Below are 12,095 nucleotides of genomic sequence, written 5' to 3' on the forward strand. Positions count from 1 at the left end.
ATATGACAATCAAGAATAGATTTTTAACTTCTTATATCGGCGGTATTGTAATTGCAAGTGTCTCTATTCTATCAATTTTATGTATTGTTTTTTATGTGACAACAGGGTCTGTTCCGACACCTAAAACATTGTATCAAACTTTTACAAAGCAACGCTCTTTGAGCCCGGAAGAGGAGCTTGCTTATGTAAAGCTACGTAATATTGCCAAAGAGGATCCAGACAGGCTATTAGTGCAAGATATGCAAAAAAGTTTTCAACAGATTGAGAACAGGTCACTTGGAGTTGTCATTCGTCATGAAGAGGAAATTGTTTATTATTCGCAGGGATTAGTAGAACGGTCACTTGTCGTGCATTTTCCAACTTTCAATACGAATAATATTGAAACGAAGGGCACAATAGATAATGCAGGGGGACTGTACCGTTATATTAAGTTCGACTTTTATTATAGCGACAAATCTAAGGGTAGTGTCTTAGTGCTGAAAAAAGAAAACAGCTTTTTAGATTTTCTTACTAAATGGGGAATTATTATTATTTTCATAATCCTTTTAGTATCGTTTGCCGCAATGCTATTTTTAAATCAATTTTTACACAAGACAATTATTAAACCTCTAGAAAATTTAGGACAGACTATGTCCGAAATACGAGAGGGCGATTTAATGATAGAGGCAACGACATTACCTGCTAATACAGCAAGGGAAGTACAAGAGCTGACAGCTAATTTTGAGAGTATGCGATCAGCACTGTTAGATTCTATTCAGGAGCAACGAAGCCTTGAAAAAAACCGTAAAGATCTAATCGCAAGTATTTCTCATGATTTAAAAACACCAATTACAACGATTATTGGATATGTGGAAGGTTTACAGGAGGGAGTTGCCGAAACGCCTGAAAAGCGGGAAAAGTATTTGAAGACCATCCACTCTAAATCACTTGCATTGAACAGATTAATTGAAGAACTTTTTCTTTACTCTAAGTTTGATGCAGAGGCAGTTCAGCTTCATTTTGAGCGTATACAGATCGGCAAGTTCCTTACACATATAGTGGAGGAGTTTCAATTATACAATCGAGATGTACAGCTGGTATTGAATGTAGTGGAGGATGTCTATGTTCATATTGATCGTATGCAGATGAATCGGGCAATCTCTAATTTAATTGAAAATAGTATGAAGTTTAAAAAGCCAAATGAACCTTTATGTATGATTTTAGAAGTAGTAGTAGTTGAGCAGCTTGTTGAAATTGTTATAAAGGATAACGGACAAGGAATTTCGGAGCTCCAACTCCCATATGTATTCGATCATTTTTATCGTGGTGAGGAAGCGCGTACGTCGACGACAGGTGGTAGCGGCCTGGGGCTTGCAATTGTGAAGCAAATCGTTGAAAAGCATAATGGACAAGTAAAAATTCAAAGTAAGCTACATTTTGGTACAACGGTGACAATAATCTTGGAAAAGGCTTAAAGGAAGTGTCAATGACTGATGCCATCACGAATATTAATCATTGAAGATGATATTAGCATTGCAGAATTACAAAGAGATTATTTAGAAATTCATGATATAGAGGCAGAAATCATAACGGACGGTTCTGAAGGATTGAGTCGAGCATTAAATGAGCCTTTTGATTTAATTGTCGTTGATTTAATGCTCCCTTCAATGAACGGTTTTGAAATTTGTCGACGTATTCGTGAAAAGAAAAATATTCCGCTTATAATTGTTTCTGCAAAAAAAGAGGATATTGATAAGATAAGAGGACTTGGCTTAGGTGCGGATGATTATATAACAAAGCCATTTAGTCCGAGTGAGTTCGTCGCTCGTGTACAAGCGCATAGTAAACGTTACAAGCAGCTGACAGGTACTGAACAAACAAAGGATTATTTAGAGATGAATAATATTATTGTTGATAAAGCCGCACGCAAAGTATTTGTTTTAGGTCAGGAAGTTATTTTTACAACAAAGGAATTTGACCTGCTCGTCTTTTTTATGGAGCATCCAAATCGTGTTTGGACAAAGGAGCAACTTTTCCGTCAACTATGGTATATGGATGACTTAGATGGCGATGTTTTTACAGTTGTTGTTCATGTAGGTCGCATACGAGATAAATTAAAAAAGGGAAAACTATCAGAGCTGCCAATCGAGACAATTTGGGGCAGTGGATATCGCTTTAATGACTGAAAATCTCCTTGTGAAAGGAAGGTTTTACATGAAATATTTTATAAGCATTGTAGTAAGCGCATTATTCATACTCACAGGGTGTAATGACAAGGGGGAGGAAAAGCATATGAAGCCACAATCAGGTGATCTTATTCAAGCAGTTGAAAAAAATGATGTAGAAAAGGTGCTAGAAATTATACAGGATTCATCATATCCACTTAATGAAACAAATAATAAAGGGGAAACGCCTTTATTAATTGCTACACATGAAAATTATATTGAAGTTGCAAAGCGATTAATTGATGCGGGTGCTGATATTAATCAACAAGATCATATTCAGGATAGCGCCTATTTATATGCAGGCGCACAAGGAAAAACAGAGATTTTAAAGTATATGTTGGAGCATGCGGAACCAAATCAAAAAATTGTGAATCGCTATGGTGGCAATGCCTTAATACCTGCAGCTGAAAAAGGGCATTTAAACAATGTGAAGCTACTATTAGAAGATGGTAAAGTAGATATCGATCATCAAAATAAATTTGGCTATACGGCATTAATTGAAGCGGTAGCATTAACGGACGGTTCAGTAGTGTATCAGCAAATTGTACAAGAATTATTAGCCTACAATGCCAATAAAGAACTTCGTGATAATTCGGGTAAGACTGCGCTTGATTATGCTAAAGAGATGGGTTATTCAAAAATGATAGAAATGTTAGAAGATTAGTAGGAAGATGAATATAATGTGTTAAAAAGGAGCACCTAGAGCGTTGTTGATATGACAATGTTTTAGGTGTTTTTAATTGTGCGAAAATTGTTTGAGTGACTGGCACACTTTTCTGCAACTAATTTTAGCTCCTGTAAGTATTGTAAAAAATAGAACCACCTAAAGTGTTGGGCAAAGACAACGCTTTAAGTGGTTTTTTTGAAAGGTAATATTTTAAAAATATAAGGATAAAAAACTTGTATTTTGATGGCTCATAAGTTACACGGGAGCCAGTGTAAACGGGCTTGTAGCATGGTGTATGCGTAAGTTCAACAAATATAGGGCTTATTTTTGGAGTAAAATAACAAAGTTCATATATTTGACACATTATAAATAACGAGTTACTATTGCGAAGGTTGTTTATTATTAAACTAAATTACGTATGTAAAGAACTAGGAGGAAAATAGGAACAAAAATAGGCAGTATTCATTAAAGAAATTTTTAATATATCAATATAATAAATTCTATTTAATTAATAGCATATTAATATTTACTTTTTTCTCAAACTGTAACCAAGCCATAAACAGTTATTAAAAATGGAATGATATTTAATATAAAAAATAAAATCAACATGCGAATCGGGGACAACATATGAGTCAGTCAAAGAAAAAAATCCACTACGCTTGGTGGGTATTGTTAGGTTTAGTTGTAATGGTTGGAGCTGCAAAAGGAGGCATTGCGACTACAGGTGGTCTATTTTTAACTCCAGTTACAGAAGATTTGGGTATTGGAATGGGAAGTTTAACATTGTACTTTAGCATAGCATCAATTGTCACAATGCTATCTTTACCAGTTGCAGGTAAGATGATAGCCAAATATAATATTAGAATTCTTTTAGTGGTAGCTGTTACGTTGGAGGCAGGAGCCTATGCAATGTTTGGATTCGTGAACTCTGTATGGGGTTGGTATCTGTTTGCTATTCCAATGGCAATGGGATCTGTAATCGTAACACAATTAGCAGGACCTGTGCTTATTAACAATTGGTTTAAAAAGCACAAGGGCTTAGCCTTAGGTATTATGGTTGGAGCTGGTGGTTTAATAGGTGCTTTCCTTCAACCAGTAGCGGGTAACTTAATTGCTAGTGCAGGTTGGAGAAATACGTATATTTTCTTAGGTGTCGGCGTAATGGCGATTGTTATTCCTATTGTGTTATTAACGATTAGAAAAGCCCCACAACAAATAGGGTTACAGCCATATGGTATGGAAGAAGTGAAGGAAGATACAACGGTTAATGCTCAAACGGCAACAAATGGTGGTGTCGCTGCTACTATAGCGAAAAAATCCAGTGCCTTTTATTTTTTAGTATTTTTCTTTTTCTGTGAAACATCAGTAGCTGCTTTTAACCAACATGTTGCACCATTCGCAATGGGATTGGGCTATGATGTTAAGTTTGCAGGTAATGCTATGGGTTCATGGTCTGTAGGCGTTGTTATTGGAGCGTTATTTTTCGGCTTCCTCAGTGATAAAATAGGCGTGAAAAATACAGCAATTACCGCTATGCTTTTAGGATTAGTGCCAGTAGGAATGCTTTTATTAGTACCAGAAAATCCGATGATATTTAAATTAGCTACTGGTCTATATGGATTCGTTGTTGCATCTCTTGGAACACTAGGGCCTCTTTTAACAACAGCTCTATTTGGTAATAAAGAGTTCAGTCAAATTTATGGACTTGCTATAACAGGATTAGCAGTTGCAGGTATTGTTGCTTTACCTATTTATGGCTTTATCTTTGAATTTACAGGTAGTTATACTTATGTTCTTTATACTATTTTTATCATGTTGCTTTTAAATGTGGGAGCTATTATCTTAGCATTTAAAGGTAAAAAGAAATTAGAAAAAGCTGGGCATTGGAATTAATTTTGAAAAAAGTATTTTATGTTTAAGCCATACTGTGATTATCTAAGTCATAATACTCGATGATGCAAATACAGGCGACATGCCCCTAAATCGTTAGACATTAAATCTAACAATTTAGGGGTATTTTTATTTGTGCCTATTTATATAAAGGTATTAGAAAGTTTTAAAATTCAAAATCCATAGGGTCTATTTTATATTGATACTCCTCTAAGCTGAGTGTAAGGACTTGTGTGACAATAACCCCTTCACCTTCTAATAATGCTTTTTGGTGCGCCGCATTTTTAATAGTGATTTCTCCCTTGATATTTACAATACGATGCCAAGGGAGATTATACTTTTCACTCATTGTATGAAGTATTCTTACAACCTGTCTGGCTCCTCTAGGACTGCCCGCACATGCTGCAACTTGGCTATAGGTCATTACTTTACCAGTCGGTATATTTTTTATTACAGTTATCGCATTTTTAGTAAATGGTTGCATATGTTTCGGCTCCTTTTTGACATAGGTAGTAGTATGCATTGTAGGATAAAAAAATTAGTCGTACGACAAATGATATTGCTTCGACATTAGGTTAATAATCCAAGACGGAAACCAGCAGACACCACTTGGGTACGATTTTTAGCTTTTAATTTTAACATAAGACTACTTATATAATCCCTAATTGTATGCTCGCTTAGATGGAGAAACTCACCCATTTTTTTGTTATCGTATCCGTCGGCTAGGAGAGTTAATACACTTAACTCGCGATCAGTTAATTCGAAATTATTAGTAGGTGAAACATTGTGATCGAAATTTTTAAGAAATAACCCAATTCTATTGCAAACTTCCTCAATAAGTTGTAAATCCTCTTGCGTACAATCAAACTCTAGTCCTACCTGATCTAAAGTCACCCAACCGAGAACTTCCTCGTAATAACATATTGGTGCAACAATTAGTGAAGATAGACTAAATAACTCAATTGTCTCACGTTTTACAGAATGGATAGGATTTTTAATAAATACTGGCTTTCTAGTAATTAGCATGGAATGAAAAAGCTGATTCGGATATACGTATCCTTGTGTTTTTTGAACCTTTGATAATTCCTCACCTATAACCCCTTTAAACTCGCTTGACCAAGGGATATATGCATAGAACACACATCTTTTAAAGTTAAGTAATTCTTCACAGCCCTTAATTATTTTGATGAAGTCATTTCTTCCAGAGTAGCTTATAAGAACCTTATTAAGCTCATCAAGAACTTTCAGTTTATTTAACTGCGTTTTTTCATATTGAGCATTATAGCTAGCGAAGTCGTTAAAACGTAATAAATAATTTTGGATTGTTGCTTCTTGTTCCATTTCTAATGATGTTTTTGGATAAAGATATAAGCTAGTTTCGCCAACTGTTAAAGATAGTGAATGATTGGCAATCTCGTTGAATTGAGCATTATTAGTTACTTCAAGTGGGTATAAAGGTGTTCTTTGAATCGTTTCTTGATCTGTTCTTCCCCAACCGAATATGACAGGGCTTGTTTTACTGTGATTTTGAACAAGAAAAATTTGTTTAATCGGAAATAATTCTAAATATGAAAGTAACAAACTCTGGGAAGAATGGGAATGAAAATGATCTAAAGTATGAATGGCATTCTTCCAATTAGAAAATAAACTAGAAATTTTAGAAGCGATAGTAGGTAAGTAAAACATATACGCATATGCCTTTGCGTCTGCTAAATTTACTAACAAACTTGCAAAAGCCTTTTCCAAAATAACATGGAATAGGTGTAAGTAATGATAATCCAAAATCATTGAATATGTTTGTATCCAAATAGTTAAAAGAGGGTCGAGGTCGGTTTGAACTTTATGGTCATCCTGTCCAGTTAAAATTTCTAAAAATGAGCTTGCTAGAAACTCAATAATAGATTGTTCCTCTTTTGATAGGCTAGCTTCTAATCTTATTTGCACATTAATATTCATTTGAAGTTTCGTTTTATGTTGTTTTAGAAAGATTTTAAACTCCTCAAATGATATATCGCTATAGGGAAGTGAATCAGATTGCATTTTTTAGTCTCTCCTTTTAAATTCCCTATAGATTGAGGGGGTGAAATAAAAATTTACCCTTAATTTATAGGATAGTTCTAGTTGGTTGTGACATTGTAAAATATTATTTGTGAACAAATTGTGACTACTTTTAATTCAAGGAATCACTCTTCGGTATAATTTCAACAATTAGAGATGTTCGTCAAAGTGTTTTTAATATAGAGAATATGGATATCAATCCTAATTATGTTTATAAAATATCACATAACTATTAGTGAGTGGTAAAGATGCACTATTTTCAGTATAGCCAAATCGCTTGGGCATGTAAAAATATGTGATGGTACTAAATTAAAAACGCTTTATTAAACGACTATAGATAGAAGAAATTTATGTCCGAATCCTAATTAAAAGAATTGTTACTGTTTTCTAATATGAGGTTAACTTCATGAATAATGTTTTTGGGGAGATGGACATCTAGATGAACAAAACATTGGAATCGAGCAGGAAATATAACTGGGTTCTTTGGGGTATTATTGCATTTTTATTTTTTGGAAATTTAATTAATTTCTCTGGAAAAAATATTATCGGTCTTTCAGCAGATTTAATTATGAAAGATATTGGTTTGAATTCTAACCAATGGGGCGTAGTGGGAAGTGCTTATTATTGGTTATTTCCGATAGCTGGTATTATCGGTGCAGCAATTTCTGACCGTTTTGGAACAAAAAAGGTACTTTCCGTACTTATATTATCGTGGGGTATTATCCAATTTGGTGCGCTTGCGATTAATGGATTCAGTGCACTGATTTTCTATAGAGTACTACTAGGAATATTCCAAGGGCCATTTGGACCAGTGGCGATGAGTCATATTAATAAGTGGTTCCCAGCTGAAAAACGTGGAGTCGCAAGCTCTTTGTTTACTTTAGGAGCTACAGCAGGAGGACTAGTTTTAGCGCCTGTCATTATTGGACTGACAACATTCGGATGGAAGGTAGCCTTTGCCGTGTTTGGCGGAGTAAGTATATTGTGGGTTCTCCTATTTATATTTACTACAAAAGAGAGCCCTTCTAGTACAAATACAGAGCAAAAGGTAGCAGCAAAAAATGTAGTTGAAAAAAGTCTGCAAAAGAAAAGTGGTAAAGAAGTAGTAAAGGCAATTTTCTCACCAACTTCTATTTTTACATTATTTCTAGCATTCTCATCTTTCATATTTGTCGTATGGACTGCAATATGGATGCCAAACTATTTAACTAAAGTAATAGGCATGACTGCTAATCAAATGGGTGTTGCTGTTTCAATAATTGGAATAAGTTCTGCTGCCATAATTTTTTTAGTGTCAATGATTTCTGATAAAGTGTTAGCAAAAACTCAAAATTGGCGTTTCTCCCGCGTATTTGTGACGGGCACTTCAGCTATTATTGGCAGTTTGATGCTTGTTTCAGTGGTGTTTATACAAAATCCCGTATGGAGTGTCATAGCATTCGGTACAGCATATGGTTTAACAGGCGCAAACTTCGCAATCGGTCCACAAATTATGATGAAATTAGTTCCGGAGCGAAGCGGGCTTATGGCAAGTATATTAATGTCATTTCAAAATGTAGGTGGAATGATAGCCCCTGTAGCTACTGGATTCCTTATCGGTTTATCAAAAGATAATATTATTCAAGGATATAATAACTCCGTTTTAGTAGTGTCAGGTGCAATCCTATTGTGTGCAATATTATTCTTGCTGTTTGTTAATCCAGATGGAAAAAAGACAGCGTAGTTATAATTTAAATCAATATATTTAATTAAAGAAGGGAAGAGTTTAGTATGAGATTACAAAACAAAGTTGCAATTATTACTGGTGGGGGAACAGGAATTGGTAAGGAAACAGCATTAAAATTTGCGAAAGAAGGGGCAAAGGTAGTCGTTACGGATATTAATAAAGAGGCCGCTATGAGCACTGCTCAAGAAATTCAAGCAATGGGTGCTGAAGCTATTTTCGTGCAACATAACGTAAGCAGCGAAGATGATTGGAAATTGGTTGTTAGTGAAACAAGAAGCCATTTTAATAAAATTGATGTCTTATTTAATAATGCAGGAATCTATATTATTAAACCACTTACTGAAATAGAATTAGATGAATGGAATCGTTTAATGTCTATTAATGTAACAGGTGTTTTTCTAGGCATGAAGCATGTCATCCCTGTGATGGCAGAACAAAATAAAGGTTCTATCATCAATGCTTCATCGATTGCTGGTTTATTTGGAGCTCCAGGACATGCACTTTATGGGGCAAGTAAAGGTGCTGTGCGTATTATGACAAAAGATGCAGCAATTGAATTTGCTAGTAAAGGTATTCGTGTTAACTCTATTCATCCAGGATTTATTGAAACTGCCATGACAGACTACGCTTCAGAAGCGACTGGTCGTACAACAGAAGAATTAAATAACGCATATCCACTTGGTAGAATGGGGAATACCACAGAAGTTGCGCATACTGTTGTATTCCTTGCATCTGATGAATCTTCTTTCACAACAGGAACAGAGTTCGTTATTGATGGTGGAGCTACAGCAAGATAATTCAAGACCAATACAAAAAAGTGTTAGATTGACATTTAGTCAATCTAACACTTTTCTTGTTTACTACAATTTGCCCCTACTTTAACGTAAAGAGCATATAAAGTGAAGACAATATAGTGATAACACCAATCATTATTTTTAACAAGTGCATAGGTACTTTATTGGCAAGGCGGGTACCCGTGAGAATTCCAATCGTTACGCCGATTAAACTAGCAATTACTAAACTATAAATACTTTCTACATTGGCATATGCAAAGTATCCAAATATAGATGGTATAGCGATAAATACAGAATTTAAAAGACTAACACCTACAGCCACACGAATATTGACACCAAGATTAACTAGTAATGGTACTAATAAAATAGGGCCACCAGCGCCTGTTAATGCACAAATAGTTGCTGTTAAAAAACCGATAATCACGACAATAAAAGGATGATTCAAAGCTTTCGATTTTTTTATAAGTGCATTTTCATTGTTTTTCTTAAAAATAATCGACAATCCAGCGACAAGAATAAATAAGTAAAGAAGCAGTTTTGCCAGAAAATCAGAAATTAGCACATTGATTTGAACACCTAAAAACGCGCCAGGAAGGCTACCGATGCTTAAAAATAGCGCTAATTTTAAATCCATGTTTTTAGATTTCCAATAGGAATAAGCGCCAAGTACACCTGAAACAGCAAAAGCTAAAAAGCTCAATGCAAGTGCATCATGGACAGGTATTTCTAAAAAACCTACATAGATTAACGGGAGAAGAAATCCCGCAATTCCGGACATCCCTAATAGAATGCCAATCACTAAATTGGAACATAAAACAATACTTAATAGAAGTGTGTTTGTTAACATATTTTAGACCTCAATTATTGTTAACCCTCTAAATAAAGGGTTAAATGTTTGCACGAATAGCAAGTTCTTTCATTGCGAGCTTACTTTCGTATTTTATTTTCTCTTCATCCAACGTCAAAACTTCTCTGTTTTTCATTAATATTTTACCATTAACAATTGAATCTGTTACATCGTTGCTGTTAACCGATTCAATTAGGGTATTTATTAAATTATGTGAAGGAGTAATATGGGGCTGATCAATGTTCATCAAGATCATGTCCGCCTTTTTGCCAACTTCCAATGTTCCTAGCTGTTTTTCTTGCATCATTGCTTTTGCTCCACCTAATGTTGCCATTTCTAAAATACTTTTTGAAGGCATAACGACCGGATCAAAAATTGGAACGCCAGAAAATGCTCGTATTAATGATTTAAACACTTTCATCTGATCAAATAAGCTTAATCCCGAATGACCTGCTCCATCTGTGCCTAAGCCAACGCCAATTCCTTTATGTAACAAGCTAGGCGTTTTTGGCACACCTTTACCTGAATTACTAATAGGACAGTGGACAACTTTACTATTATTAGTTTTAATAACTTCCATTTCATTTTCAGAAAGCAAAATGCTATGGGCACCTAAGAAATTTTCATTAAGGACACCTAAGGAAGCAAGATATTCATATGGACGCATTTTAAATTTTTCTAAGCAATAGCTAATTTCATTTGGATATTCGTTCATATGAGACTGCACGCCAGTAGAGCATTCTTTTGCTGCTGCGAAAACTTCCTGTATTAATTCTGGTGTGCAAGTAATGATGGATCTAAGAGAAAACCATACATTTAATCGTTCGTCGCCAGCTCCGTGGAATTGATTAAACAATGCTCGATTATTGCGGATATTGTCTTCGATGCTAGATTTCATCGTAGGAGGAATGTCTAAGCCGCTATCCATAGTCGAACATGTTAGAACACCCCGTAGTCCTGATTCTAATACCGAATTTGCTACTTGCTGCATATGTCTGCCACCAGCATCAATGAAGGCTGTTGTGCCGGACTTAATCATTTCGAGACAGCTTAATTGGGAGCTTATATAAACATCTCGTTCTTGCAAATTACTTTCAAATGGAACCATTATGCGCGTCCAAATCATAGGATATTCATCTGTAATTCTTCCGCGGAGAAGTTGTTGACATGTATGAGTATGGGCATCAATTAAGCCTGGTAGTACTAGTTTGCCTTTCCCGTTTAACATATCTTTTGCTTGATAAACATTAGCAAGTGTTGCAGTAGCTCCAATAGCTACGATGCTATTATTTTGAATGACAATCGATTGGTCATGAATGATGTTAAAGTCAGGGGTTAAGATAGAACAATTTTTAACTATTAAATCAGCGTTATACGCTATATCTTGCATAATATGCCTCCATTATTGAATTAAGTAAAACTAGAGAGGGGGTACCTCTCTAGTTCGTTTTAGAATGAATCTAATGCATCGGTTAGGTTTAAAAATATTTGAGCAAAGACTGCTTGTGTAATGAACGTACCTGTAAAAACTAATAAAGCTATAATGACCATTTTCCAGCTTTGGCTAATAAATGATTTGAAATTTAGTCCAATTCCAGCAAGGGTACCAACGATTGTTATAGGAGCCATAAAGGAAATTTTAGCTGTATACTCAATGACTGGTTGAGAAATAGGTGAAATAGGGCTTGCAACAAGTAAGCCTGTTAGAACTACATAAATAATTGCAGGGATTTTTAAAGGAATGATTTTTCCTAAAAAGATACCGACGAAGGCTATAGCTGATAAAATCAGTACGCCAGGAATAGATTCTGCAATGGATACATGAGAACCGATTAGGTTTGCCATAAGGGTTGTAATAACAGACGTTAATAATAGAGAAATTGTCCAATCTCGCATGCTCATTGTCATA

11 protein-coding genes are annotated in these 12,095 nt (G+C 35.0%); 6 read left to right on the forward strand and 5 right to left on the reverse strand.

Going from position 1 to position 12,095, the window contains the following annotated elements; translation table 11 throughout:
- The first annotated feature begins 2 nt into the window (after positions 1-2).
- From NSQ74_RS03840 to NSQ74_RS03855, 4 genes are all read left to right on the forward strand, one after another.
- Positions 3-1,454: a sensor histidine kinase gene (locus NSQ74_RS03840; protein ID WP_340821595.1), complete on the forward strand. Its 1,452-nt coding sequence runs from the start codon at positions 3-5 to the stop codon at positions 1,452-1,454.
- 18 nt (positions 1,455-1,472) lie between these two features.
- Positions 1,473-2,165: a response regulator transcription factor gene (locus NSQ74_RS03845; RefSeq protein ID WP_340821596.1), complete on the forward strand. Its 693-nt coding sequence runs from the start codon at positions 1,473-1,475 to the stop codon at positions 2,163-2,165.
- A 106-nt stretch (positions 2,166-2,271) separates the two neighbouring features.
- On the forward strand, positions 2,272-2,868 hold the full coding sequence (locus NSQ74_RS03850) for an ankyrin repeat domain-containing protein (protein ID WP_340821598.1): 597 nt from the start codon (positions 2,272-2,274) through the stop codon (positions 2,866-2,868).
- A 630-nt stretch (positions 2,869-3,498) separates the two neighbouring features.
- The gene (locus NSQ74_RS03855; protein ID WP_340821599.1) at positions 3,499-4,764 is read left to right on the forward strand and encodes an MFS transporter; all 1,266 of its coding nucleotides are present in this window, start codon (positions 3,499-3,501) and stop codon (positions 4,762-4,764) included.
- 163 nt (positions 4,765-4,927) lie between these two features.
- On the opposite strand, the gene NSQ74_RS03860 is transcribed toward NSQ74_RS03855, so the two are convergent.
- Complete coding sequence (locus tag NSQ74_RS03860; protein ID WP_340821601.1) at positions 4,928-5,245, reverse strand: MGMT family protein; 318 nt, start codon at positions 5,243-5,245, stop codon at positions 4,928-4,930.
- Positions 5,246-5,331: 86 nt separating this feature from the next.
- Entirely contained in the window at positions 5,332-6,801 is a 1,470-nt protein-coding gene (locus NSQ74_RS03865; RefSeq protein ID WP_340821602.1) for a LuxR C-terminal-related transcriptional regulator, read from the reverse strand.
- 457 nt (positions 6,802-7,258) lie between these two features.
- Here NSQ74_RS03865 and NSQ74_RS03870 point away from each other — a divergent pair, with 457 nt between their 5' ends.
- Together NSQ74_RS03870 and NSQ74_RS03875 are read left to right on the forward strand one after the other, a co-directional pair.
- Positions 7,259-8,542: an MFS transporter gene (locus NSQ74_RS03870; RefSeq protein WP_340821603.1), complete on the forward strand. Its 1,284-nt coding sequence runs from the start codon at positions 7,259-7,261 to the stop codon at positions 8,540-8,542.
- A gap of 47 nt (positions 8,543-8,589) precedes the next feature.
- Positions 8,590-9,342: an SDR family NAD(P)-dependent oxidoreductase gene (locus NSQ74_RS03875; RefSeq protein ID WP_340821604.1), complete on the forward strand. Its 753-nt coding sequence runs from the start codon at positions 8,590-8,592 to the stop codon at positions 9,340-9,342.
- A gap of 76 nt (positions 9,343-9,418) precedes the next feature.
- On the opposite strand, the gene NSQ74_RS03880 is transcribed toward NSQ74_RS03875, so the two are convergent.
- Genes NSQ74_RS03880 through NSQ74_RS03890 form a run of 3 tightly spaced genes read right to left on the reverse strand, consistent with a single transcriptional unit; the run spans position 9,419 to position 12,094 of the window.
- On the reverse strand, positions 9,419-10,186 hold the full coding sequence (locus tag NSQ74_RS03880; protein WP_340821605.1) for a sulfite exporter TauE/SafE family protein: 768 nt from the start codon (positions 10,184-10,186) through the stop codon (positions 9,419-9,421).
- Positions 10,187-10,226: 40 nt separating this feature from the next.
- Positions 10,227-11,576: an amidohydrolase family protein gene (locus tag NSQ74_RS03885; protein WP_340821606.1), complete on the reverse strand. Its 1,350-nt coding sequence runs from the start codon at positions 11,574-11,576 to the stop codon at positions 10,227-10,229.
- Positions 11,577-11,635: 59 nt separating this feature from the next.
- On the reverse strand, positions 11,636-12,094 hold the full coding sequence (locus tag NSQ74_RS03890; RefSeq protein WP_340821607.1) for a hypothetical protein: 459 nt from the start codon (positions 12,092-12,094) through the stop codon (positions 11,636-11,638).
- Position 12,095: the final 1 nt, after the last annotated feature.

The organism is Lysinibacillus sp. FSL W8-0992, from assembly GCF_038008685.1.
Classification (GTDB): Bacteria; Bacillota; Bacilli; order Bacillales_A; family Planococcaceae; genus Lysinibacillus.

What these genes read in the sequence shown, in the direction of transcription:
- NSQ74_RS03840 (WP_340821595.1), top strand. Translation starts at nt 3, where the DNA reads ATGACAATCAAGAATAGATTTTTAACTTCTTATATCGGCGGTATTGTA.
- NSQ74_RS03845 (WP_340821596.1), top strand. Translation starts at nt 1,473, where the DNA reads ATGCCATCACGAATATTAATCATTGAAGATGATATTAGCATTGCAGAA.
- NSQ74_RS03850 (WP_340821598.1), top strand. Translation starts at nt 2,272, where the DNA reads ATGAAGCCACAATCAGGTGATCTTATTCAAGCAGTTGAAAAAAATGAT.
- NSQ74_RS03855 (WP_340821599.1), top strand. Translation starts at nt 3,499, where the DNA reads ATGAGTCAGTCAAAGAAAAAAATCCACTACGCTTGGTGGGTATTGTTA.
- NSQ74_RS03860 (WP_340821601.1), bottom strand. Translation starts at nt 5,245, where the DNA reads ATGCAACCATTTACTAAAAATGCGATAACTGTAATAAAAAATATACCG.
- NSQ74_RS03865 (WP_340821602.1), bottom strand. Translation starts at nt 6,801, where the DNA reads ATGCAATCTGATTCACTTCCCTATAGCGATATATCATTTGAGGAGTTT.
- NSQ74_RS03870 (WP_340821603.1), top strand. Translation starts at nt 7,259, where the DNA reads ATGAACAAAACATTGGAATCGAGCAGGAAATATAACTGGGTTCTTTGG.
- NSQ74_RS03875 (WP_340821604.1), top strand. Translation starts at nt 8,590, where the DNA reads ATGAGATTACAAAACAAAGTTGCAATTATTACTGGTGGGGGAACAGGA.
- NSQ74_RS03880 (WP_340821605.1), bottom strand. Translation starts at nt 10,186, where the DNA reads ATGTTAACAAACACACTTCTATTAAGTATTGTTTTATGTTCCAATTTA.
- NSQ74_RS03885 (WP_340821606.1), bottom strand. Translation starts at nt 11,576, where the DNA reads ATGCAAGATATAGCGTATAACGCTGATTTAATAGTTAAAAATTGTTCT.
- NSQ74_RS03890 (WP_340821607.1), bottom strand. Translation starts at nt 12,094, where the DNA reads ATGACAATGAGCATGCGAGATTGGACAATTTCTCTATTATTAACGTCT.